General features: G+C 40.4%; 24 protein-coding genes. 18 read left to right on the forward strand and 6 right to left on the reverse strand.

The genetic code is table 11. The annotated features are described in order from the left end of the window. Positions 1-272 precede the first annotated feature (272 nt). The gene (locus C4F40_RS19630) at positions 273-1,268 is read left to right on the forward strand and encodes a helix-turn-helix domain-containing protein (RefSeq protein WP_196941129.1); all 996 of its coding nucleotides are present in this window, start codon (positions 273-275) and stop codon (positions 1,266-1,268) included. Positions 1,269-1,573: 305 nt separating this feature from the next. Next, positions 1,574-1,978: a hypothetical protein gene (locus C4F40_RS19635; protein WP_196941130.1), complete on the forward strand. Its 405-nt coding sequence runs from the start codon at positions 1,574-1,576 to the stop codon at positions 1,976-1,978. A gap of 74 nt (positions 1,979-2,052) precedes the next feature. Here the strand turns inward: C4F40_RS19635 and C4F40_RS19640 are convergent, their stop codons facing one another. From C4F40_RS19640 to C4F40_RS19650, 3 genes are read right to left on the reverse strand one after another with little or no spacing between them, the layout of a single operon-like run. Then, on the reverse strand, positions 2,053-3,429 hold the full coding sequence (locus C4F40_RS19640) for a RagB/SusD family nutrient uptake outer membrane protein (RefSeq protein WP_196941131.1): 1,377 nt from the start codon (positions 3,427-3,429) through the stop codon (positions 2,053-2,055). A gap of 10 nt (positions 3,430-3,439) precedes the next feature. Beyond that, positions 3,440-6,514: a SusC/RagA family TonB-linked outer membrane protein gene (locus tag C4F40_RS19645; protein ID WP_196941132.1), complete on the reverse strand. Its 3,075-nt coding sequence runs from the start codon at positions 6,512-6,514 to the stop codon at positions 3,440-3,442. Positions 6,515-6,522: 8 nt separating this feature from the next. Next, the gene (locus C4F40_RS19650; protein ID WP_196941133.1) at positions 6,523-7,914 is read right to left on the reverse strand and encodes a TlpA family protein disulfide reductase; all 1,392 of its coding nucleotides are present in this window, start codon (positions 7,912-7,914) and stop codon (positions 6,523-6,525) included. A gap of 668 nt (positions 7,915-8,582) precedes the next feature. Between C4F40_RS19650 and C4F40_RS19655 the strand changes: the two genes are divergently transcribed. From C4F40_RS19655 to C4F40_RS19680, 6 genes are all read left to right on the forward strand, one after another. Further along, positions 8,583-8,804 carry a helix-turn-helix domain-containing protein gene (locus tag C4F40_RS19655; protein WP_196941134.1) on the forward strand — a complete coding sequence of 74 codons (222 nt, stop codon included), beginning with the start codon at positions 8,583-8,585 and terminating at the stop codon, positions 8,802-8,804. Positions 8,805-9,445: 641 nt separating this feature from the next. Then, entirely contained in the window at positions 9,446-9,736 is a 291-nt protein-coding gene (locus C4F40_RS19660; protein ID WP_196941135.1) for a hypothetical protein, read from the forward strand. Between the two features lie 50 nt (positions 9,737-9,786). Then, positions 9,787-10,338 carry a zeta toxin family protein gene (locus C4F40_RS19665; RefSeq protein WP_196941136.1) on the forward strand — a complete coding sequence of 184 codons (552 nt, stop codon included), beginning with the start codon at positions 9,787-9,789 and terminating at the stop codon, positions 10,336-10,338. After that, positions 10,325-10,477 (forward strand): hypothetical protein, encoded by a 153-nt coding sequence (locus C4F40_RS19670; protein WP_196941137.1) that lies wholly within the window; start codon positions 10,325-10,327, stop codon positions 10,475-10,477. Before C4F40_RS19665 ends, C4F40_RS19670 begins: the two co-directional genes overlap by 14 nt. A 59-nt stretch (positions 10,478-10,536) precedes the next feature. Continuing rightward, a complete protein-coding gene (locus tag C4F40_RS19675; protein ID WP_196941138.1) occupies positions 10,537-10,824 on the forward strand; it encodes a hypothetical protein in 288 nt (95 codons plus the stop codon). A gap of 38 nt (positions 10,825-10,862) precedes the next feature. After that, positions 10,863-12,251 carry a S41 family peptidase gene (locus tag C4F40_RS19680; protein WP_196941139.1) on the forward strand — a complete coding sequence of 463 codons (1,389 nt, stop codon included), beginning with the start codon at positions 10,863-10,865 and terminating at the stop codon, positions 12,249-12,251. A gap of 297 nt (positions 12,252-12,548) precedes the next feature. Here C4F40_RS19680 and C4F40_RS19685 read toward each other — a convergent pair whose 3' ends face one another. Next, positions 12,549-13,532, reverse strand: a complete 984-nt coding sequence (locus C4F40_RS19685) for an aldo/keto reductase (protein WP_196941140.1) — start codon at positions 13,530-13,532, stop codon at positions 12,549-12,551. Positions 13,533-13,986: 454 nt separating this feature from the next. Here C4F40_RS19685 and C4F40_RS19690 point away from each other — a divergent pair, with 454 nt between their 5' ends. From C4F40_RS19690 to C4F40_RS19705, 4 genes are all read left to right on the forward strand, one after another. Further along, positions 13,987-14,547, forward strand: coding sequence for a Crp/Fnr family transcriptional regulator (locus C4F40_RS19690; protein WP_196941141.1), 561 nt, complete (start codon positions 13,987-13,989; stop codon positions 14,545-14,547). 70 nt (positions 14,548-14,617) lie between these two features. After that, positions 14,618-15,481, forward strand: a complete 864-nt coding sequence (locus tag C4F40_RS19695) for an SDR family oxidoreductase (protein WP_196941142.1) — start codon at positions 14,618-14,620, stop codon at positions 15,479-15,481. 5 nt (positions 15,482-15,486) lie between these two features. Beyond that, on the forward strand, positions 15,487-15,816 hold the full coding sequence (locus C4F40_RS19700) for a DMT family transporter (RefSeq protein ID WP_196941143.1): 330 nt from the start codon (positions 15,487-15,489) through the stop codon (positions 15,814-15,816). Between the two features lie 130 nt (positions 15,817-15,946). After that, positions 15,947-16,270: a hypothetical protein gene (locus C4F40_RS19705; protein ID WP_196941144.1), complete on the forward strand. Its 324-nt coding sequence runs from the start codon at positions 15,947-15,949 to the stop codon at positions 16,268-16,270. 96 nt (positions 16,271-16,366) lie between these two features. Here C4F40_RS19705 and C4F40_RS19710 read toward each other — a convergent pair whose 3' ends face one another. Further along, on the reverse strand, positions 16,367-16,729 hold the full coding sequence (locus tag C4F40_RS19710; protein WP_196941145.1) for a MerR family transcriptional regulator: 363 nt from the start codon (positions 16,727-16,729) through the stop codon (positions 16,367-16,369). 157 nt (positions 16,730-16,886) lie between these two features. Between C4F40_RS19710 and C4F40_RS19715 the strand changes: the two genes are divergently transcribed. From C4F40_RS19715 to C4F40_RS19730, 4 genes are all read left to right on the forward strand, one after another. Next, positions 16,887-17,987, forward strand: a complete 1,101-nt coding sequence (locus C4F40_RS19715; protein WP_231390149.1) for an MBL fold metallo-hydrolase — start codon at positions 16,887-16,889, stop codon at positions 17,985-17,987. 363 nt (positions 17,988-18,350) lie between these two features. Further along, positions 18,351-19,349, forward strand: a complete 999-nt coding sequence (locus C4F40_RS19720; RefSeq protein WP_231390150.1) for an aldo/keto reductase — start codon at positions 18,351-18,353, stop codon at positions 19,347-19,349. A 72-nt stretch (positions 19,350-19,421) separates the two neighbouring features. Further along, positions 19,422-20,318, forward strand: coding sequence for a helix-turn-helix domain-containing protein (locus C4F40_RS19725; RefSeq protein WP_196941148.1), 897 nt, complete (start codon positions 19,422-19,424; stop codon positions 20,316-20,318). A 32-nt stretch (positions 20,319-20,350) separates the two neighbouring features. Then, positions 20,351-20,506: a nuclear transport factor 2 family protein gene (locus C4F40_RS19730; protein ID WP_196941149.1), complete on the forward strand. Its 156-nt coding sequence runs from the start codon at positions 20,351-20,353 to the stop codon at positions 20,504-20,506. 112 nt (positions 20,507-20,618) lie between these two features. Here C4F40_RS19730 and C4F40_RS19735 read toward each other — a convergent pair whose 3' ends face one another. Then, positions 20,619-20,981, reverse strand: a complete 363-nt coding sequence (locus tag C4F40_RS19735) for a response regulator transcription factor (protein WP_196941150.1) — start codon at positions 20,979-20,981, stop codon at positions 20,619-20,621. Between the two features lie 300 nt (positions 20,982-21,281). Between C4F40_RS19735 and C4F40_RS19740 the strand changes: the two genes are divergently transcribed. Continuing rightward, positions 21,282-21,884 (forward strand): DUF4142 domain-containing protein, encoded by a 603-nt coding sequence (locus C4F40_RS19740; RefSeq protein ID WP_196941151.1) that lies wholly within the window; start codon positions 21,282-21,284, stop codon positions 21,882-21,884. A 668-nt stretch (positions 21,885-22,552) separates the two neighbouring features. Then, positions 22,553-22,810, forward strand: coding sequence for a SemiSWEET transporter (locus tag C4F40_RS19745; RefSeq protein ID WP_196941152.1), 258 nt, complete (start codon positions 22,553-22,555; stop codon positions 22,808-22,810). The last annotated feature ends 613 nt before the right edge of the window (positions 22,811-23,423 follow it).

Below are 23,423 nucleotides of genomic sequence, written 5' to 3' on the forward strand. Positions count from 1 at the left end.
CCATATCAGTTTTACCCGATCGTTTAAACAAATATGTTTTATCGTATTTCGTTGACCAAAAAAATCGACCCAAAGCCGGATTCTCGTTACCAAATTGGAGATTCTCGGAATATTTGAAATTTGCTTTTCTCCCATTTCCCCCATTTTGGGTGCACAGTTTGTCAAATTTTCGAGCAGAATTGTTGGTAACTCCTCCTTTTATTCCCCCCTTTTCTCTTGACAGGCTAACTTCAGGCTATTTCTTTCGCGTGAATAACCAACTCCTTTACGCTATGAAAAAAAATTTAGACATCGACCTGCGAACCTATTTCGGAAAACAAGTATCCGTCCATCAGCTCCGCTCGGCTACACAGGGCTTGACGATCCGGCATGCCGAGCGAACGTACTATCAAACCCCAGCTGATGAAGCTATACTACAGGAGTTTGATGGACGGAGCGGCTATCTGTACAGTATAGAACTGACGCTAACCAAAACGATGGACATCCCCATCCGTACGGAGCAACCCGATCTGCATATCCTGTACCTGATGGAAGGTGCAGGTCCTATACAGCTGATCGATGCACACAACCATATTATCTGCCGTCTAGCCACAGAGCGCTCCTGCTATCTGTATCTTCCAGCCGGCGATTACATCATTCGGGTATCCAGCGGTTGGAGCAATATATTTGGATTTTACTTTGACGGTGGGATATTTCGGGACGGCAACGACAAGGAATTCCATTTTCTGGAACAGGTACTAACCTACTACCGCAGCCGCTCACCCCAAGCTATAGCCAGTGTAGACTTTTGGGTCGGTCCACTCACGAAGGTTGCGATCATGCATTTCTGCCGCAATCTAAAGCGGGGCATATTGAGCAATGAAGATTTTATCAGCAGGAATATTTACAGGTTGATTGATATTTCGAAGAAAAAAGTAGCTATGCCAAATGGCAATGATTATCCCATGTACTACATCCATGCTGTACGCGAGCATCTTGTTCACGAGCTGAAGGAAGGCAACGGTATTCCTTCGCTGGAGCATATCGCTGCCGATATTCAACGCAGCGTGCGTCATATTAACAGACTTCACAAAGAACTTTTCCAGATAACGCTACGGGAATATACCACTACAAAGATAGCTGAACTAGCGGTACCGATGTTGCAGTCTGGGATGTCGGTAACTGCCGTCAGCAACCATTTTAATTACAGCGACTCGTCTGCTTTTGCGCGTATTATTAAATCGAAGACTGGGAAAATCCCGAGCCAGTGGGCTGAAGAAAAAAAATAGCTCGCTATATTCTATGTCCGAAAGTGTATGATGCCATGTCCGAAACGGTATGATCTTTCACAATTATAGGCTCTACCTTTGAATTGTAAACATCAACGATAAGAAAGAAATGATCGAACAGAAACATATAATAAAAAGACATACATCGATACATCGATGGCACAAGTTCGCACTGTTCACGATCATTTTGATCTTTGGGCTTCCAGGAAGCCGATCGATCACGTACCAGACTATCTCTGCAATACCACAGAGGCTAAATTGAGGTATGCAACAATAAATAATTTTTACCGCTTAAATTTATCGTTATGAAAACGAAAATCGCAAATAGCCTACGGGCATTATCAGTATTATTTTTTATGGGTTTATTCTTCACCGCGCAAGCCGGCGAAATAGATCCACCGAAGAAATCAACAAAAGAAGTCACGGAGGTAAAAAATGATAAGGGTGTATCGACAAAGATAGTGCTGAAAGCACAAACTTCTTATAAATGGTTTCAAATATCAGGGACGTATGATCTTAGCGATCCTGTAATGCAGTCTGACGCTATTTATCTAGGAGAAGGAACAACTCCTCCTCTGGGAGAAAACTGTGGGACTGACAACGCGCATCAATGTGTTTCGGGATTTGCCTCCAATCAGGTGAACCCTTCGACAAATCAGCTAATAAACGATGATCAAGCTCCTCAGGCAACTCCTCGCACAAAAGACTAGGAATCAGGTTACATTTAAAATTGACAATAGAGAAGAGAGAGAACTGGCATGTGGAATGCCAGTTCTCTTTTTTATTATTCCATATAGCCTGGATTCTGCTTTAAATTGGGATTGGCATTCAATTCGTTTAATGGAATAGGAAAAATCAGCGCTGTGTTACTCCATTCAGGTTTTAAGTCGCCCAATACAGATTCAGATAGATTTAACCGCTTCAGATCAAACCAACGATTTCCCCACTCACAGAAAAGCTCTCTCCTCCTCTCCTCAATTATCTCCTGGACTACGACATTCTTATCATCTTCTTCAATTTCCAGTAGATCTGCCTTTGCCCGGACAAGGTTCAAGTCAGCGCATGCTGTTTCGAGGTTATTCAACCCCGCCGATGCCTCAGCACGTATCAGATACTGCTCCGCAATCCGAAGGACAGTGGAATGTTCCTTTATTACGGTACCCGACAGTCGATTTCTATACTTACTGGGATAACGATACTGCTGGCCCTCGATCGTCACAGTACCGATCCACTGCTCCTTGCGTAGGTCATCAGCCGCAAAAGAGTCATAAAGTTGTGATCGGACTACGAATTTGGGCATAGTCTGTGCTGTTCCGGGCACAAAATGGAAACCCTCATGTGTCTGGCGCTCCGGAATTACAGGAAGGAGTTTCCAGATTGTCTCCCTGCTGTCCGCAACAAACGTATTCATCGGTGTTTCCAAATGGTATCTGGTCGATCGGATTACCTCATCTGCTTCGACAAAAGCCAGATCATATCTTTTATTATACAGGTATACCTTGGCCAATAACGCGGTCGCCGCGTCGTAGTTTCCTCGGTCGTTACGGACAGGAATATTTTTAAGCGCACTTTTAGCATACTTGAGATCGTCCTCTATTTGCAGGAAGACATCATCAGCCGTCGAGTTATTCAGGGATCGATTAACCGAATAATCAGTAGATATCGTGAGCGGTATATTCTCAAAGAGATTGACTAGATTAAACAGATAAAATGCCCGCAATAGTCGAGCTTCGCCCACGAGGGCATCTTTTGCTGCCGAATTGATACCCTTGCTGGCTGTTATACCCTCAATACAGGAATTCGCACGGTAGATGTATTCATATGCACGAGTCCACAATGCATAATTGCTTGCATTAAGGACTGTGACTCCGTTAGTAAGATATTCTTCGAGATTCGCGTCGACGGCAGCGAGGGTCAGTTCGTCAGCAGCGAGACCCAGGTTTGCCGTCAAGGCCCCACTACCAAAGCTCAATCCATTTTCACTCATAGCGTATATGTATAGACCAGTCAACGCTTGCGCCGCACTCGTACTATCATTGAATATGGTGGCTGAGGTAAGCTCATTACTGGGTGGATCAATACTTAAAAATTCTTTGCAGGACATAATACCGGAGGAAAAAAAAGCAATCAGGTATATCTTTATAATTATTAATGTTCTCATGATTTAAAGCTTAAAATTTCATTTGTAAACCAAGGATAAAAGATTTTAATGGAGGAACGCCGTAGAAACTCTGTGTTTCCGGATCGTTACCACGAAACCGCGTAAAAGTCAATAAGTTCTGCGCCGTTGTGAATATATTTAAGCGCTGTGCGCCTACGCCTTTAAGATACGATACCGGAAGGTCGTAGGAGAGCGACAGCATCTTCAGTCTGATATAGGAAGCATCACTATAAACCTCATCCGAATTGACAAATATCCTAGTTGCCCTGCCGGCGGCACTGTTACTAACAGTGGAGTATTGTTGATAGGCGGCCACATCTCCCTCCTCTTGCCACCTGTCCAATAGTTCTACCGGCATATTAGATGTACCACCAGGCCGGTAATTGTAGACCTGGCCCAGGAAGTTCTTTCCGATCTGTTTTCTGAATTCCATAAAGATATCGAGCTTCAGCGCACCATAGGAAAAAGAGTTCATCATTCCTCCGAAGTAGCGCGGGTCGGTATTTCCAGCATAATAAAGGTCATTGAAATTTCCATTTTGTGCATCTTGAGGTGTACTCGTGATCGTACCGTCATTTTTCGAGAATGTAAATATACCAGAAGCTGGATCTACACCAGCATATCGAAATAGGTACAGGGAGCGCAGCGAACGGCCAACAGTGTACATCGTGGCATACGAACTTTCAGCTAGGCCAGGAAAAGAAAGCAGTCGGTTCTGCGGTATCGTCAGGTTAAATGATGAAGACCAGGAGAAAGCCGATTTCTTTAATAGCGATACCTGCAATATCGCTTCAAGCCCATTGTTTTCCACTACGGCATCCCAATTCTGAACGACTGACCCAAAACCCGTCGAGATCGGAAGCGAGTAATTCACTAGTTGATTTCCCGTTCTATTCCGATACCAGGCTGTAGTCAATAATAACCTATCACCGAAGAAACCAAGTTCCAATGCAAATTCAAGCTTTTTTGTTGTAGCCCAGCTGAATTGATCATTAAAATGATTTACAGGTGCGAAGCCCAGTTGCCCAGCATATTGGTAGAAGGTAGGTTGCCATCGCGATAGGAAATTGTAGTCACCAATACCGTCCGAGCCCGTCACACCATAACTGCCTCTGAGTTTACCAAAGCTCAGGACTGGAATCGCATTTTTGATAAAATGCTCTTCATTAAACAGCCAACCGGCCCCGATCGACCCAAAATTACCAAACTGTCTCCCCGGCCCAAATCTACTGGATCCGTCTCTCCTAAAGTTAGAGCTAAATAGATACTTACCATGTAGATTTAACTTTACACGACCAAATATTGCACCATACCGGTACTCGCTAAATCGATCGCTTGCGTTCTTATTCGGTGCACCAGCAATAGATCCAATTAGCTCATCGCTCATATAGCCTGATGCATATACCTCGTTACTTTTATTCATGTTGCTCTGCAATGTGCCGCCGAGGAGTGCCCCCATCTCCAGACCACCAAATCTTCTTGTATATTCCACCTGCGGCTCTACGATCAACGACGTGAAAGAGCTATTCCCGAAGTTTGCCTCTGCTATGGGATTGAATTCGGGCGTCCGCGAGCTTTTGGGGCTGCCGCTATATTCGTCTGTCCGGAAGTTGCTTACACCAAAGCTTGAGCGGATATTCAGGCCGGGTATAGGCTTGTAGGAAAACACCATGTTGCTATTCAGGGCATCGGTACCCATAGCATATTGCTGCAGCAGATACGCATATGGATTAGCGGACACCACGGCGCCATTGAGTGAGACACCGCGATAATTCCAGATGAGGTCGCCATTGTTGCCGTATGGATGGGGGTAGTTGGGCTGTAGATTCGCGGCAAGTAACAGATTCGGCGCCGACGAAGAGTTATTTTTTCCATGATTATAGGTGCCTGAAAAATCAAACGTTAGCTTTTTATCGTTGGTACCGTGATGAATCCCGAGGATCATTCCCACTTTTTGATCCGAGAAGTCACCCGGAAAGTTAAAAGTAGCTTTATGGTAATTGGTACCAAAGCGGAACTGTGTTTGTGCATTCCCGCCTGACAGGCCTAGATTGACGATGGAGTTTCGGGACTTCTTACCGAAAAATTCGTCCTTCCAGTTTACATTCCGATCGCGGTCGAATAGCAAAAGATCAGGTGCGTATGTACTGGATGCGGGATTATCCGAAGGAACACGGCCATCATTTTTATATGCTTCCTCTCTCATTTCGAGATACTGTGTCGTATTCATCAGTTGCATGCCATAGCCCAGTACTCCGATTCCACTATTCGCACTCCAGGTAAATTCTGTTTTCCCTTGCTTTCCCTTCTTGGTGGTAATAAGTATCACGCCATTACCAGCTCTTGATCCATAGATCGCTGTAGCATCGGCATCCCGCAGTACCTCTATGCTCGCGATATCGTCCGGATTGATACTGTTGAATGGACTAAGTCCACCGTACGCATTATTGAACATCCTACCCGAGCCCGGCGACATTGCGGACGAAAAGCGGTTGATATTCTCGTTCTGCGTTGCAAACGGGACACCGTCAATTATAAAAAGTGGATTGTCCATTGGCGGTATAGTACCCCTATTGGTATTAACAGAATTCTGACCTCGCAACTGTACGGTAAAAGATGCACCCGGCATACCACTGGTCGAAGACACGACCAAGCCAGGAACACGGCCTTGGAGGACGGCAAGCGGATTGGATACAGCCTGTGTTTCAAAATCTTCCGCCTTTATCGACGTGACAGATCCCAAGTTATAGCGCTTCGTACTGGTACCATAGCCCACGACCTGAATCTCATCGAGGGCATTCTCCCGTCGCTCCAATACAATCTTTACCGTCGAGGTACTATCTCGCAACGATACTTCGCGTCTATGGACCATCAGCCCGGAAAATATTAAGTTGGAAGGACTATTACCGACATCGATCGTAAATCGTCCACCATCATCTGTATACGTTTGTTTATTTGATCCCTTAACGGCGACAGTAACAGATGGTATAGGTTTGCTTTCCGGATCGACCACCAATCCTGAGACAGATTGCCCGTACGTAGCATATGAGCAAAGGATGTAAACTAAGAATAATAACTTTTTCATAAAATAGATTAATTAGTTTGTTTTTCAACGATTTCCATCATATCCAGTTTGCGTCTATCTAGCTTAAGTTCTAAGCCATATCTTCGCAGACTGCGCTTTAATTCATCGCTATTATGCAGGTCAGGTGGCAGTACAAGTCTTACGTTCTGTTTAATGCACGTTTCATCGACAAATGGTATATTGTATATTCCTTCAAGATACTTGAGCAGATTTTCCAGGCGATAATTGTTATAGAAGATAGGTGCGCTACTTTTCTCATATAGATTAGTCTCTCGCGCCAACGTGTCCGGAAAGTCGACGGCAAGCTCCGGCTTGACGGCCGTCAATACCCAGCATTCCACTTCCTTCATAATAGAATTAAATTCCAGCGGCATATAGCGTTGCAGATCCTCGGCAACAAGTCTTGCCACATCTTCTTGGGGCATGGAAGGAGTTTCAATCTCATACGTAAAGAGGTTACGCGTCTCGTCCGACTTTCTTTCCGAAAACAATAGCGGATCCGTAACATTGTACACGATGCGTGTATGCCTATAGCGTGACAGGGAGGGGTGAGCAAAGCGGAGTATGGTGATCAGCGGCACATTGATCAGAGAAACCTTCTGCGTATTCGATCCGCCCTTGTATATTGCACTAGGTAAGCCTTCTATATAATGGCTAAGAAAAGATCCAAACAGATATTGTGGGCGATTACCGCCATTACCGTTATGAAAAAGTGGATATCTAAAATCATATTCCCGGTAGCCCTTTGCCTGTTGTACGGTATAGTCACCTTTGCTGATTTTTTGCCAGTCGACCATATCACTGGTTCCGCCATCTATAATACCTGCGATCTTTCCGTCGGCGATCAGCACATAGTGTGGTAGTGACTGATGGGGAAATAATTTTGACAATATTGTATCGCTGACAACCGAAGGCATACTATAAGCCTGTCTTCTCTTATGCAGAAATCCTGCAATCTTATCTCTTGTATCTCTTGTCGTTATCGAATTGATGAGTATAGTCTGGATGCTGCTGTCATTTCGTTGGAGCTCGTACAACTTGGGAAAATTCTTGATACAGCTTGTACACCATGTTGCCCAGAAATCTAGAATGATCATCGTTTTGTCTCGGTAATCGCTAAGTGTAACGGCATCCTTCCCGTCTGGATGGTTTACCACATGCAGCGGAAGATTCCATAATGTCTCGGGTAGGGTATCCCCTATTTGCAGTGTTTTGATTTCTTCTGCCCCGATCACAGCCCGCTCTACAGCGGACTGCGCCTGGGCATCACTAAACAACACACATATAAGACTTAATACGAAGCTGAACAGCGTGCAGCTTCGGTTATTTTTAGATTTGAATAGATGAGATAGCCGCTTCAAACAGCACAGTCCTCTCCCACCCCTGTAAAAATTCTTCATTTTTTCATGGTTTTAATTGAACCTTAATGGAATGAAAGAGCTCGTTTCATTCGGTTTAAGGCTAATGGCGTGACCTGTACTCTGTGCTGTCGCTAGAACTTATATAGCGCTATTCATCTCTACCCAAGCCTAAAGCTCAGGCCACTTGTAAATAAAAGTTGATTGATAATCCATCGGAATGCTGTTCAGATTCTTCATAATTGGTACAACGGTTTTCTTCTAGGCATTCACCGATCTTAGAAATGTCCGCAACCACGGACATGCCCGGCCGAGATTATTCGGGAGGCGAGATTTTGTTTCTGTGCAATTGTTTTTTTGAGTGTTTCATATGACTTGCTAATAAACAAGTCCCGCAGACGGTATGCAATTGAATGAAAAAGGGCTGCATCCCGTAACTCCAAAAGTTTCTCAGGCCTTAGTCGCGACGAGTGAACAGCAGCCCCCTCACACTTCGTTTAAAGTATTACGAAAGTAAGACTTTTCGACGAAAGTGTGGAGTATTTTTCTGCTGCCTTGCCACTTGGCCTGAGAAATGGAGTTGCAAGATCTTGAAATACGTAATTTTATATATTTATTCTAATTATCTATTTCATAAAACAAATATAAAAAACTTTCTTAAGTAAACAAATTTGTTGACCAACTTTTTTTGATATTGTCGACATTTCAATATGGACAAAACACAAGAAACGTTCCGGAGAAAGCTCGGGCGACGTATTGAGAAACTTCGAGAAGAGAAAAAACTGGAACAAGGCGAACTAGCAGCAATGATAGGACGAGACAAACAATTTATCAATAGATATGAACGTCAGGGAGCTAACCCCACAGCTTTTATTCTTGTACAAATCGCCGATGCACTAGGGGTTACACCAAATGATCTATTAGATTTCTGATATTTCAATTACATACGATTATTTACTCAGAGAGCAAAACTACACCGAAAAGCTAATCAGACTGAAGCACTTCAGTAAAATCAATCCGTCCTAACTGTTTTATAATGGAATACAAACCCTACATAGCTTCTTTTTCGGGCGCTAATAGCCAAATGGAGGCTTTTTCAATACATCCTTGAGGGTTATATACTTTTTTTTGATTTATCTTTCATACGGAAGGTTAATAAATTTGATAAAGATACATAAAAAAGAAAAACCCTCATCAATCGGGCGACTGTGAGGGCTTATATTATCTATCCTTTGTGATTTAACCCAAATCACAAAAACCTAACCAATTCGCCGAGTAAGAATAACTCAGCAATTCAACCTTGATTAAAATTAGCGATTCCTTTTCTTATTTCAAAACGATCTTGTGTAACTTTATATCTAATACCGTTTCATCCAGGGCTTTAAATTTTGACTTCCCGACGGAAAGTAATTTTTTTTCTATTAGAAACGGATGTTTATCTGCCCTCTCTTGTATTTTAAAATATAACTGGAAACGAGACGTATTTTTGTAAATATCTCGAAAGCGGTGTACTTCACCCTTCTTCTGTAATTCTACGCGAGTGTATAATCTTAACCGACGTGGTCTTTACCGGATGAAGCAATTTTATGAGCTGTACACACCCAAATCAGCTATTTTTAAACTTTGGAAAGAAACAGCGTCGCCAGTAGCGACACAAATGAAAAACGAACAACTTGCAATTGTGTCGCCGTTGGCGACACAATTGCAAGTCACAGATTGTCAGTATACTAGATTTATCTCATTAGTACTTTTACAAATATTATGGGCAAATCACGGCTATCGTATGCAGTACATCAACCATGGCCAGGGATTTTCTTTAGAACGGACTTACCCGAATTTCGCAGACACCGGTTCGTACCAATAACAATCCTGTTAATAACATTTAATTAGAAATTAATACGTAAATTTGCGCTAATGATTGATAAAAAACTTTACATAATTGCAGGTTGTAATGGAGCAGGAAAAACTACTGCTTCGTTTACTATTCTACCTGAAATTTTGGATTGTAAAGAGTTTGTCAATGCTGACGAAATTGCAAAAGGTTTATCTCCATTTCAACCTGAAAAAGTTTCGGTTGAAGCTGGTCGAATAATGTTGAACAGAATAAGTGAATTATTTTCCGAGAATGAAAGCTTTGCATTCGAAACAACATTATCAACGAGAAGTTATAAACAGAAGATAGAAAAAGCAAAAGAACAAGGGTACCGGGTTACGTTATTATTCTTTTGGCTTCAAAGTATCGAGTTGGCAAAAGAACGCATAAAGCCTGACGTTATCGAAAGAAGGTACATAAAAGGAATAAAAAATTTATTTGATATTTATCTTCCGATAGTTGATGGAGCTTTAATATTTGACAACTCTGAAGGAAAACACGACCTATTAGCAGATAAACAAATTGATGGTTTATTAAATGTTGTAAATCAAGAGAAGTTTCACCTTTTAAAAAATTACTATGACAACAATTGAAATTCAAATAGAAGAAAAAGATCGAATTCTCAAAGGACTTGAAAAAGTTTACGAAAAACTCATTGAATTTAAAAAGGAAAAAAACAGCGAACTGGTTGTTTTACGTGACAACAAAATCGTAAAAATAAAACCAAAGTAAGAGAATTACATCTTACTCTTACCTCCACACATCTTGAATATTCATCCATTTCAAGCTTTATGGATCTGCTCCTCCATACGCATCGCATGTCATCCGCCAGGTTCTACGGGGTACTGCGCTGGTACCAGTTGAATATCTTGCCCTACTATGTACGGAACGAAAATAGGACTGACGGATCTATTATCACCTTCGTCGACATCGCCCAACGTACCAATGATATCAAGAAGCAAGAAAAGCTGATGGCAGAGCACACACTCTTATTAGAAACTATTGCGCACGACCTGAAAAATCAGATTCTAGGAATAAGTCTATCGCTCCAACCTTTGACTAAACGATCTCGTCTATAAAGCAAAACATAATGGATACATTGATTGATAATTGAATAATGAGGAGCAGTCTAAAAATAATATTTTATATACTTTCTCTTCTTCCATACCATTCTTTAGGTCAGGAGAAGGATAGCTGCAAGTGTCTGAAAAATCTGGAAGAGATTGTAAAGGACATCGAAGCAAACTATCCTGGCTACCCAACCAAAACAGATAGGGGTGCTAACAGTGCTTACATCGATCGCAAACGACAAAGCATCGTACAAGCGTCAAATGCTATAGATCGGGAACAGTGCTTTTATATCATCGCACATTACCTTGATTTTTTTAAAGATAACCATATCATATTCACCGATACTAAAACCACTGCTAGAGCATGGCTTAAAGACCTATCTGCGAACAAAGACCGGGAATTGAACAATGACCCCCTCCTGGGAGTCTGGCGTAAAGATGATGGTTCCCTCTCTGTAGAGATCATTAAGATGGAACCTAATATCTATAGAGGCATTATATCAGAGGTCAAGGGCAGCAAATCAGATCTCTTAAAAATACATTTTACCCTTATCGGCAATAGCGAAAAGTTTAGAATCAGGAAACATGGAAGCTGGCTGACTACAGACCTACTCCGCGGAAGGCTTATTAACAATATTATCGTAGAACCTGAAGGTTTGTGGTACAGATCCAACCCAGGAGAAGAACTAAAAAGCCATAGCATAAATGTACTGGAACGAAACGATCATTTTCGATATACTTTGTTGGATGATAGCTCTTATTATATAGGAATTCCTGCATTTGAGATGAATGAAACCAAATTTGACTCTATAGTGGTCAATCATTTGATCACTGAAATCATGAAGAATCAGATCAAACATTTGATCATCGATCTACGCAACAATGTCGGAGGAAACAGCTCATTTCTCTCATTACTAAGGTTAACGTTTGATAGGTCTTTTGCTCTGCCTGGCGACTTCGTATACGCCAGTCCATCCATGATAGAACGATATGAAAAAAAAGCAAAAGAAGGTTCGCAACGACATATTAAAATGCTCCCGAGGTTAAAAGCACAGCTAGGTGGCTTTCTCCAACGAGATTCACTGCGGGTCGATCTGAAGGAAAAGCTACATTATCCTAAAAGGATATCCATAATTGTAAATGACAACGGTGCCAGTAGTACGGAATACTTTTTGATCCTTGCAAAACAAAGCACGAAGGTTAAAATTTTTGGAAGAAACACGGCCGGAACATTGGATTATAGCGAATTGTTTTCTCCTGAGGATCTTCCGTGCAGTGACTACCGATATATACGACCTACTACCAAATCATTTTATGCGGACGACGCACCAATAGACAATATAGGTATAAAGCCAGATGTCGATCTAAGTGCATATCCAGAAAACGAATGGGTAGAGATCGTGCGTGGGGGGATAGATTCGAGATTGATATACTGATCAACTATGGAACAACTCCTGGGGGATTATATAGGTCTATTTCTGCATTAAAAAAATGGTGGTCGTCAGGGCGCTTCTCTGGTAAGTGGTGCTGGGGCAAAATCCAAATAAGAAATTTTAGCGATCTCTCATCCTCCTATAAATACTAACCTTGGGATGAAAATACGGGAGAATATTCTTTTATCCGGTGTATTTATCCCTGTGGAAATGTATCCATTAGGAAAATGGTTGAACCAAAAGACAGTCGAATAGCGTATTCCGGAAGGGACAAGGTGCGATGCGTAATATGCTACCCAACTAAAAATCGGTTACTAAAGCGCTAATACGGGTAATTTCTTCTTCGCTCAAATCGAATTTTAGCGCACCGGCATTTTCGATAGACTGCATTGCATTTCTTGCTCCGGCCAATGCAACTGTGATACCAGGCCGTTCGACAGTCCAACGCAAAACCAGTTGTCCAAGCGTAACGTTATGCTCCTGCGCTATGGGCTTGAGCTTATCCAGAAATAAGTTGGTCTTTGCAATAAAATCGGGTTGAAAATAGGATAAAGTAGCTCTGCTATCTCCTTCCTGAAACTCGTAACCTGCATGAATTTTGCCTGTAAGCAACCCCCGCTGTAAAGGACTATACGCCAAAATTGATTTTTCATTTACGATACAATAAGGTAATGTCTCTTCTTCAATTCCTCGACTCACCATACTGTACGGTACTTGGTTGGACATTAACGGTACTATTTTATCCGCCTCAATCATTTGGGAGGCGGTATAATTGCATACGCCCGCATGACGTACCTTTCCTTGTTCAATAAGCTGGGCGACGGCCTCAAAGGTTTCATCAATGGCTGTGGTATTATCTGGCCAATGGATTTGATACAAGTCGATATAGTCCGTGCCCAACCGCTTCAGGCTTTGCTCACATTCATAAATAACACTTTCCTTTCCAGCATATTTATAAATATCTATCGCTTTCCCACTATTGTCCGTACTGTTCATAGCAAGATCACCTTTTACTAAATCCCAACGCATGCCAAATTTAGTTAAGATCTGGACACGGTCTCTGGCAATTCCTTTTATAGCTTCGCCGACAATTTCTTCACTGGTTCCTTGCCCATAAATCGGTGCGGTATCAATGGAAGTAACACCTAGATCATACGAGGCCTTGATGGCTTCTACCGCGTCTTTTCTATCTGTACTTCCCCACATCCACCCCCCAGCTGCCCAGGCGCCAAATGTAATTACTGAAACCTCCAGATCGCTATTTCCTAATTTTTTGTATTTCATTCTTCTACTTAAACAAAAACTATTTCCGTTAGTTTACCATTTCGGTGATTTATTTCTATTCGTGTAATTTATTTTGTAATAACATTTTGGGTAAGACAGACAACGAATTTAACTTGGAAACTGCCGCACTGACATCAATATCTTTGATATAGCGCACAGAAAAGTCACGTTCGTAACAGTGACCCGTCCTAAATAACTATACAGTGTTTCAACTTGGATATGCAAAAAGCTGAGTCGTTTTCTATAACAAGTTTTTATTACATTTACTGTTGCTTTTTACGCAATGCCCATGTAGAGAATATTTGACGAAGCGAAAGCTGAAAGCCGAGCTCTACGAAGTAACACGGATTGTGTTAGAGAAGTAGTGATAAGCAATCCGCTTCGCTACCGGCTTATCAACATCTGGGCGGCGTCCTCCATTTAGCAGTAAGCATAACCACCAACACATAACAGAATGGATCCACTAATAAAAAAATTCAAAGAATACGGAAACTTACCGCCCGAAATAGAAAACGAACTTTCGAAACATATCAAAAGCCAAACAAAACAAAAAGGCGATTTCTTTTTAAAACAAGGACAAATTGTCTCCGGCCTTTTTGTTATTGAAATTGGACTTGTACGTTCATATCACATCAAAGACGAACGCGAAATAAATTCGTGGTTCGGTTTTGAAAATATCATTTTGGGTTCAGTTATGCCATTATTTTACGACCAACCTGCTTATGAAAGTATTCAATTTTTAGAAACTTCTACTTACTACTATATTTCGAGTAAAGACCTTAATATGCTTTACAAGAAACATCACGAAATGAACACTATTGGCAGGAAAATGGCTGAAGAATATTGTGTTATTTTAGAACAAAGAATAAGTTCGCTACAAACTGAAAATGCAGAACAACGTTACAATTCCTTACTGAAATTTCAACCAGATGCCACGCAGAGAATTTCTTTAGGTCACATTGCATCCTATTTAGGAATCACAAAGGAAACATTAAGCCGCATCAGAAAAAAATAAACGATTTTGACTTATGTCAAAAAAGTCGGTTCCTATTTTGGCGTTCTTTGCATCATAAAATTAATTAACTATGATATTAATTACAGGAGCATCAGGAAATTTAGGAAATGCAGTAATCGAAAACTTATTAAAACAAGTTTCTGTAAATAAAATAGCAGGCTTATTTAGAAATGCGGACAAAGCAAAAAGCTTGTCAGAAAAAGGAATAAACGCTCGTATTGGAGATTACACAGACAAACCTTCCCTTCTAAAGGCGATGCAAGGTGTTACAAAATTGTTTATGATAAGTATAGAGAGTGAAAACACGTTTGCAGACCATAAAAATGTAATTGATGTTGCTAAAGAAGCAGGTGTAAAACACGTTTATTATACAGGTGGTGCTTTAAATAAAAATGTAACACAATCAAGGTTGGGACCTTTACTCGATTCCTACATCACTACCGAAAATTACATTATCGAGAGCGGACTAACTTATACTATTTTTCAAAACGGTTTGTATGCTGAAACCATTCCATTTTTCATCGGTTATGACGCAGTGAACAACGGGATTTCATTTCCGGCAGGCGAAGGAAAAGCAAGCTTTGCAACACGATCCGATATGGCAGAAGTTTTTGCAAACGTCTTAGCCAACGAAGAACACGATAATAAGATTTATCTAATAACAGGATTTCCCACATACTCGTTTCATGATATAGCGCAGACGCTTTCAGAATTGTGTGATAAATCTGTCTCTTATCACAGTCCTGACACAAATAAATATGAAGCGAGACTACGGGAATATGGTGTGGCTGAAAACGATATCTATTTTTCATCGCTTCTAGCTGCCATTATTAAAAATCAAGAATATGACATTATTGGTTCAGACCTTGAAAAACTTTTGGGCCGCAAACCAACCGATTTGAAAACTTATTTAAAAGAAACTTTTTTATTCTAATCAAAATGAAATATTTATTTCTATCCTTAGCAATTGTCTTAGAAGTAATTGGTTCAGGCTTTATGAAAGCTTCAGACGGCTTCTCAAAATGGCTTCCCACCAGCATTTTTGCAGTGGCATACATCATTAGTTTCTATTTTCTTTCGTTGGCGCTCAAAACAATTCCGCTCGGTACAGCGTATGCAATTTGGGCAGGATTGGGCATTGTGCTTACATCAGCTGTTTCCGTTATTGTATTCAAACATAAGTTAGATTTACCAGCAATTATAGGCATTCTCTTTATCGTAACAGGCGTAGTAATTATGAATTTATTCTCAAAAACTGCGGCTCACTAAAAATCCCTGCTGCTAATAGCTAAGTTTTCGTTGGGTACGTAGCGCCAACTAAGATAGGATTAAAATCTACTCGTTAGTGAACAAAAATCGATTTCAGATGTCTTTAGAAATACAATTAAAAATATAATATATGAATTTCGATAGTATTCAACTAGGTGATTTGGAAAGGGATACTTCCATACCAAACACGGTAGAAGAGCAGGTGGAAGAAACATGGTTTGTAAAATATGGTGAGCAAATCGTGGGTGTAGGTCTTTTCTTGCCTAATAACGACAGGTGTGTAGTCGCTATTATCGGCGAGGATTATGATAACAAGATTATGTTAGGCACTTATGGCTCAGGAGATGATTATAAAAATGTTGTCTATAAGGGTTTAAATATTGCCTATGAAGGTTATCTCCGCTCTATCAAAGGAGACACCGTGATCGGCGAGATTATAATTGATAAAGAGTAATCTCTTGCATAGTTGATACCTAACTAAAAAATTAAAATTGCTCTGTGTCATATAAATATTTTTTATATTAGATATGAGTTAAAGTCACACCCTAAATTAACAATCTCCCCGTTCAATATCACTGATACATTCCGAAAGTAATTTTCTGACCTTTTTTAACTGACGGATTTTGCTATCAATTTCATTGATTTTATTATTTACTACTTCAACTTTTTTATCAAGAGAAAGACGTTTATTATACCAACTCTCTAACAGCTTTTTAATTTCAGACAGCGTAAAGCCCGCCTCTTTTGCACCTTTTACCATTTCTATTTTTTCTACAATACTTTCCTCGTAGTCCTTGTAGTTGTTCGTTTTTACTTTTTGATCGGACACGCCTTTGAACAAGCCATAATTTTCATAGTATCTTAATGTAGGTATTGACACACCTGTGCGCTTTGACAATTCGTTTATTAACATAACTCTATTATTGTTGATAAAAATAGATAAAGTATAAACCATACTTCATACTTGTTAGTTGCAAAACTAACATATACTTTTACGCCGACAAATAATTTTTCGCGAAACGGAATAAAAATATGGACAAATGGTTCGTGTAATCAAAATACTAAAACGAATGACGATAATAATAGTAAGCAGTTTAGTTCTTATAGGGATTGTAGCTTTCTTTGTTTTACGGCAACCACAATTTGGAAAAGCACCAAGCGGGCAGCGTTTGGAACGCATAAAGCAATCACCCCATTACAAAAATGGCAAATTCCAAAATTTAAGCTATACGCCTACTCTTGCCGAAGGACATAATTATTTCGGAGTCATTTACGAGACCTACTTTAAGAATAAACCAAGACAATATCCAACGGACATCATTCCGTCCGTGAAAACAGATTTATTGAACTTGCCTGTCGATGCAGACATTTTAGTTTGGTTCGGGCATTCTTCTTATTTCATACAGATAGACGGAAAACGAATTTTGGTTGATCCTGTGTTCAGCGGAAATGCCTCGCCAATTCCCCGAACGGTAAAATCATTCAAGGGAACGGATATTTATACTGTTGCCGACTTACCTGACATTGATTATTTGTTTATTTCTCACGACCATTACGACCATGTTAATTATGAAACATTGATTGCGCTAAAAAGCAAAACAAAAAAAGTGATCTGTGGATTGGGTGTTGGATCACATTTTGAACATTGGGGTTATGAAAGCGACAAAATTATTGAAAAAGATTGGAACGAAAAGGTAGAATTGGATAGTGGCTTTACCGCTTTTGTGGAACCGGCCCGACACTTTTCGGGTAGAGGATTTTCAACAAACAACACTTTATGGGCTTCGTATGTATTACAAACCCCAAGTATGAAAATTTATATTGGCGGTGATAGTGGCTACGACACACATTACGCAGCTATTGGAAACAAATACGGCTCTGTTGATTTAGCCATTTTAGATAATGGACAATACAATGAAGCTTGGAAATACATTCATAACCTGCCGGAAGACGTATTGAAAGCGGGACAGGATTTAAAAACCAAACGGATTTTTCCTGTTCATTCTTCTAAATTTGCATTGGGAAGTCACGATTGGGACGAGCCTTTGACGAAAATAACCGAACTGAATAAATCGTATAATATTCCATTGGTCACGCCTATAATCGGAGAGCCTGTAAACCTTAAAGACACTACTCAACAATTTAAACAATGGTGGACGGGATTGAATTAGAAAGACCGACTATCGAACGACAAAAAATTTTATATCGCAGGAGCAGTTCGTGAGAACAGGTGGCAATGTGAATGGTGGATCGAGACCGGTATAACTTTCTCTAATTTCGCCTAAAGCTACTATGTACGGAAAGAAAATAGAACAGACGGGCCGCATTTGATCATCAGAAAATGAGAAATAAATCTTGAAAATTTGTCTCAATCAACATTTATTAATTAAGCTTGTGTATGCAAAAAGGGATAAACAATATCCCCTTTCTCATAGTTAGCGATCCTTGATTTGCATACAACTTTCAGGGCTTTGCTTACGCCTATGCAAATGTTCTTAGCGAACTTTGACTTATTAAAATTTAATAGTATGGTAATGAAGAAAATAAATTTAGGAAGCGAAGGTCTGGCTGTACCTGGTATAGGTTTGGGCTGCATGGGTATGACAGGTTTTGAGGGAGGAAACATGTATGGCGAGGCAGATGAGAAAGAAGCTATTGCCACAATTCACCGGTCGTTCGAATTAGGTGGTAATTTTTTAGATACTGCAGATTTATATGGTCCTTTCAAAAATGAACAGTTGATTGCGAAAGCAATAGGTGGTAACAGGAATAAATATATTATCGCGACAAAATTTGGCTGGGAGATCGATGAAAACGATAAAGTAACCTGGGCCATAAATGGTAAAAAAGAATATGTTAAAAAAGCGGTGGAGCGATCTCTAAAAAACCTCAATACAGACTATATCGATCTGTATTACATGCACCGACTTGATAAAAACACCCCCATCGAAGAAACCATCGAGGCGATGAGTGAGCTGGTGAAGGAAGGAAAGGTGGGTTATCTCGGACTATCAGAAGTATCTTCAGAAACTATAAAAAGAGCACACGCGATTCACCCGATTACGGCTGTACAAAGTGAATATTCATTATTTGAGCGTACAGCAGAGGAACGTGGCATATTGAATACGTTGCATGAACTTGGGATAGGATTTGTGGCTTATTCTCCTTTAGGTCGCGGCTTTCTATCCGGCCAGATCCGAACCATAGATGACTTGCCGGAGAATGATTTTCGCCGCGCAATTCCACGTTTTCAGGAGCCTCATTTTTACAAGAATATTGAGCTGGTTAAAGCAATTGAGACCATGGCCGACGAGAAAGAGATAACCACAACACAGTTGGCACTTGCATGGATTATAGCCAAAGGTATCTTGCCAATCCCCGGTACGAAACGGAGAATATATTTAGAGCAAAACATCGCATCGACTGAAATTGAATTAAACGAAACCGATCTATCAAAACTCGAAAACATCGTACCGTTGGGCACCGATACCGGCAACCCATACGACGAGTTTAGCATGGGGCTCATCGATTAGCGTATTTTCTGTAGCGTTGCATTTTAAAGATGCAAACGCTACTATGTACATTAAAATATGTAAATTAGTACTATGAATGCTATCAGATCAATATCAGAATTTCACCGATTACTGTCTCTGCCCGAGCCACGCCATCCATTGGTAAGCGTGATTAATCTCGCCGAAAGTATTTTTCTGGATGATGATGTATGGAAAGGCTTTGTAAATAGATTTTATTGTGTTGCCCTTAAAAGGAATGCAAAAGGTAAAATACGATATGGACAGCAACATTATGATTATGATAAGGGAGTACTGAGCTTTACAGCGCCTAACCAAGTCCAATACCTGGATCTGAACAGTGTACAATGCGGATCGGGCTACCTGCTAATTTTCCATCCCGACTTTTTACTGGCCCATCCCCTAGCACGCAATATCAGTGGTTATAGCTTCTTCTCTTACGCTGTAAATGAGGCACTGCATCTTTCTGCTGATGAAGAAGATGATTTGATTACCATATTGAACAAGATCGATAAGGAATGTCTTCATATTGATAAATACACGCAGGAAATTATCTTATCGCAAATCGAGTTGTTGCTCAATTATTCGAATCGATTTTACGAGCGGCAATTTATTACCCGGAAAAACCATAATAATCAACTGCTTGCCAAATTTGAACTTCTTATTGAGAAATATTTTGACGGCAGTACGACAACGCAACCCGAACTGTTAACGGTACAACGCATGGCCGAACTCATGAACCTGTCTCCTAACTACCTCAGCGATCTACTGCGCATGCATACCGGACAAAATACTCAGCAGCATATACACCAGCGTGTGATCGAAAAGGCGAAGGAAAAACTTTCGACGACAAATTTATCCGTAAGCGAAATTGCGTATACACTAGGCTTTGAGCATGCGCAATCGTTCAGTACACTATTTAAGAAGAAAACCAGTTTGTCGCCTCTTGAATTCCGGCAGGCATTTAACTGATAACCAAGAAAAAACAGCGGAGATGTTATAACATGACCAGAACATCGTCAAGCGGCGATGTAATAACCAAGGAAATTGATTTGAGAATATATCGAGACGGGGCATTGAAAATTAACACGGTTAATCCCCAAATTGAAACGATCAATACCATCGAAGATATGGCAGTCGTTATTGTATCAATGAGATAAAGTGAAGCTACAATGCGGAGCCTTTTGAAGCCCAATACCGTTACATCCGATTCTGGAAAAAAAATCGACGAGGTTATAAAAGTAGACGGCCGAAGTGGAGTTGCAATTTAATTTAACCTGCCAAATAACTTGTTACCTTATCTTTGAAATAATCAATATCGAAAGGTTTGCTGATAAATGCATCTGCGCAGCCCGATTCCATCGCCTCATCGGGTCTGGAGTGTGCAGACATCAAAAGCACAGGTACACTTGATGTGTTGCCTCTGTCTTTCATCTCTTTGCATAGTTCTATCCCGTTACCATCGGGAAGCATGATATCAAAAACAACAACATCTGGCACGGAGACACTAATAATGGCGTTAAACTCCTTCGCAGAACTACAAAGTTGGACGTTATAACTATCATCTTCCAGAATATAACCGATGATATCGCGAATACCGGCGTCATCCTCTACGATACATATACTTTTTTTCATAAATTGCTTTTCAAGTCATTACGTGCAGCGGATAGGTTGGCATAAGCTAACTACTCCGTAATCATTATCTCAACAAGTGCCCTATCCGTATTGTTTTGAGTATGGATGTCATTTTTTAGTTTGATACAAAATAATGCTTTACGATTACTTCACTTAGACCAAAGCGCTGTTAGTGCAAAAAGAAACTGCTCTACGTGCATGCTTGTCACGTATTAATTTGTTAAAACACGTAAATGTACACGAAACTCTTCGGCAATGAAACGGTTGTATAAATACAAACTTTAAATAACATGACAAACTATGAAGCGATTACTTAAACTCAGAAAACTTGCGCTACTATCCCTCATGGGATCAGTATTGGTGTTATCTGCCTGCGGTGGTAATAACACAAAAGATGCGCAGGGTCAAGAAAACCAGAAGGTGGGTGGTTCCGAAACGGGACAGGATTCGGACGATCAAGATGAAAACAACAGCAAATTTGTTAACGATGCTGCTAGCAGTAACGACTTTGAGATTGCTGCTGGAAGCCTCGCGATAAGCAAAGGCGTGAGTACTGACGTAAAAAATTATGGACAACATATGGTTGATGACCATACCGCTGTAGGTACAGATCTGAAAAAACTGACTGCTTCCAAAGGATGGGGGCTACGTGGTCAGTTAATGGAGCGGCATACAACGCTTCTCGAAAAACTAAAAGCAGCTTCGGGCGCGGAATTCGACCGCCTGTTTGCCGAAGTGATGGTATCCTCCCACCAGGAAGCTATAACCCTCTTTAGAGGTGCCACGGAAAACAGCCCGGGTGTAACTGATCCTGACCTGAAAAAATTTGCCAAAGAAAAACTACCAGGTTTAGAGATGCACTTAGAAAAAGCCAATAAACTTCAAGACGGTGTTAAAAATTAGTGGCAAATGAATGTATATGTATTGCATAGACGTTCGCGCTTGCCTACACTTTTAACCTGTGTTAACCTACCGAAGGAGCTTTATGGTGTAAAAAACCGTATTGCTCCTTTCAACCTTCTATTTCTGCAATAGTCTCGATTGATTTTTTAGTACCTGAATGTTCTTTCACAAAGCTAAAGCATGCCTATTAGGGGCAAATAGGAAGCTCCATGCGAAACGCTGCCCTTCACCTAGCTCACTTTCAACGCTAATCTTTCCATCGTTACCGAAAGGGCTCTCTAGGGAGGCCAAGATATATAAAGCAATAAGAACCACACACCCGTTTCGCTCTGGGTATCTTCGATATACCGATGCGCTGTGATTAACATCAAAATATTTTTCTTTTCTATCGCTCTAATGTTATACTGATTATATTGAACTCGAACAATCTACGGAAACAAAAGTTTACCTACGAATAATTAACGTAGTAAAAGTCAAGTTAACAGCATAACTGTTTACCTAATCGATATTTATACCCTATTTCAATTCTCGATATCTCAATTCAAAACAAGATTGGAGCTCGATGTGTTTGTATAACACAGTTAAAGGCTACGTACTTTCTCACAGCGTTTTTCAACGGGAGAGTATATCGATTTATCTTAATAAAACACAAAACAAATTCTAGTCGTATGGAAATCGTAATTGGAATCATAGCCGGAATATTGACCTCCATTTCGATGGTTCCTCAGTTAATTAAGGTGATAAAGGAAAAAGATGTGGCAAACATCTCTCCGATTATGATCACTATTTTGTTAGGCGGTGTATCAATGTGGGTTGTTTATGGGGTGTTGCTGAAAGAATGGCCTATTATTCTATCCAATGCCTTTTCTGTTCTCGTCAATACCACCTTATTGACCTATTACCTTCTTTATAGGGAGCGCACATAGGATCCTACAGGGTATCAATGAATATACGCGTGCTTTTTTCTAAGTTCCGTTTGTATTTGCTGTTATATCAATATTATAAACTTTATCACGGAACAATGCCATTTACTATTTTATATCGATGTTTAAAATTAGTACCTTTTAATTACTAAAAAGCAATTGATTTATAGCTGGCCATCTAAGCAAATGGCTGTACCAAGCATAGAGAAAAAATGGAGATAATAAAAGCTGCTTTAATTCATAAGCTGTTAAGGAATGAAAGTGTCAAGATCATGGCTTTGGGCGAGTGCACGCATGGTGGCAGCACAGTTGCTCGTGCTAGAGTCGAATTTACAAAAGACCTTTTTAAATCATAACTGCGATATGGTATTGCTAGAGCACCCTTTTGATGCATCTTTATAGTTCGACCTCAATGCGCAGTGTATGGCACCAAACCGCACTTTTGTTGAAGATTACATAAAAAATACCATGTTTGCATCGGGGGGAGAATTTTTGAGATTATTTGACTGGACTAGAGATTTCAACTTAAAATCGGAACCAAAGGTTCATGTAATAGGTATCGCTCTGTGCCCATAGAAATTTGCTTATGTATGTCCGCACCCTCGATCAATACAAC

The sequence above is a fragment of the Sphingobacterium pedocola genome, from assembly GCF_015209965.1.
In the GTDB taxonomy this organism is placed as follows: Bacteria; Bacteroidota; Bacteroidia; order Sphingobacteriales; family Sphingobacteriaceae; genus Sphingobacterium; species Sphingobacterium pedocola.

Bases quoted from the DNA above. Each gene is read 5' to 3' on its own strand.
- C4F40_RS19655 (WP_196941134.1), top strand. From the start codon at position 8,583: ATGGACAAAACACAAGAAACGTTCCGGAGAAAGCTCGGGCGACGTATT.
- C4F40_RS19715 (WP_231390149.1), top strand. From the start codon at position 16,887: ATGACGATAATAATAGTAAGCAGTTTAGTTCTTATAGGGATTGTAGCT.
- C4F40_RS19660 (WP_196941135.1), top strand. From the start codon at position 9,446: ATGAAGCAATTTTATGAGCTGTACACACCCAAATCAGCTATTTTTAAA.
- C4F40_RS19635 (WP_196941130.1), top strand. From the start codon at position 1,574: ATGAAAACGAAAATCGCAAATAGCCTACGGGCATTATCAGTATTATTT.
- C4F40_RS19705 (WP_196941144.1), top strand. From the start codon at position 15,947: ATGAATTTCGATAGTATTCAACTAGGTGATTTGGAAAGGGATACTTCC.
- C4F40_RS19695 (WP_196941142.1), top strand. From the start codon at position 14,618: ATGATATTAATTACAGGAGCATCAGGAAATTTAGGAAATGCAGTAATC.
- C4F40_RS19645 (WP_196941132.1), bottom strand. From the start codon at position 6,514: ATGAAAAAGTTATTATTCTTAGTTTACATCCTTTGCTCATATGCTACG.
- C4F40_RS19640 (WP_196941131.1), bottom strand. From the start codon at position 3,429: ATGAGAACATTAATAATTATAAAGATATACCTGATTGCTTTTTTTTCC.
- C4F40_RS19745 (WP_196941152.1), top strand. From the start codon at position 22,553: ATGGAAATCGTAATTGGAATCATAGCCGGAATATTGACCTCCATTTCG.
- C4F40_RS19685 (WP_196941140.1), bottom strand. From the start codon at position 13,532: ATGAAATACAAAAAATTAGGAAATAGCGATCTGGAGGTTTCAGTAATT.
- C4F40_RS19735 (WP_196941150.1), bottom strand. From the start codon at position 20,981: ATGAAAAAAAGTATATGTATCGTAGAGGATGACGCCGGTATTCGCGAT.
- C4F40_RS19720 (WP_231390150.1), top strand. From the start codon at position 18,351: ATGAAGAAAATAAATTTAGGAAGCGAAGGTCTGGCTGTACCTGGTATA.
- C4F40_RS19710 (WP_196941145.1), bottom strand. From the start codon at position 16,729: ATGTTAATAAACGAATTGTCAAAGCGCACAGGTGTGTCAATACCTACA.
- C4F40_RS19690 (WP_196941141.1), top strand. From the start codon at position 13,987: ATGGATCCACTAATAAAAAAATTCAAAGAATACGGAAACTTACCGCCC.
- C4F40_RS19630 (WP_196941129.1), top strand. From the start codon at position 273: ATGAAAAAAAATTTAGACATCGACCTGCGAACCTATTTCGGAAAACAA.
- C4F40_RS19700 (WP_196941143.1), top strand. From the start codon at position 15,487: ATGAAATATTTATTTCTATCCTTAGCAATTGTCTTAGAAGTAATTGGT.
- C4F40_RS19650 (WP_196941133.1), bottom strand. From the start codon at position 7,914: ATGAAGAATTTTTACAGGGGTGGGAGAGGACTGTGCTGTTTGAAGCGG.
- C4F40_RS19665 (WP_196941136.1), top strand. From the start codon at position 9,787: ATGATTGATAAAAAACTTTACATAATTGCAGGTTGTAATGGAGCAGGA.
- C4F40_RS19675 (WP_196941138.1), top strand. From the start codon at position 10,537: ATGGATCTGCTCCTCCATACGCATCGCATGTCATCCGCCAGGTTCTAC.
- C4F40_RS19725 (WP_196941148.1), top strand. From the start codon at position 19,422: ATGAATGCTATCAGATCAATATCAGAATTTCACCGATTACTGTCTCTG.
- C4F40_RS19680 (WP_196941139.1), top strand. From the start codon at position 10,863: ATGAGGAGCAGTCTAAAAATAATATTTTATATACTTTCTCTTCTTCCA.
- C4F40_RS19670 (WP_196941137.1), top strand. From the start codon at position 10,325: ATGACAACAATTGAAATTCAAATAGAAGAAAAAGATCGAATTCTCAAA.
- C4F40_RS19730 (WP_196941149.1), top strand. From the start codon at position 20,351: ATGACCAGAACATCGTCAAGCGGCGATGTAATAACCAAGGAAATTGAT.
- C4F40_RS19740 (WP_196941151.1), top strand. From the start codon at position 21,282: ATGAAGCGATTACTTAAACTCAGAAAACTTGCGCTACTATCCCTCATG.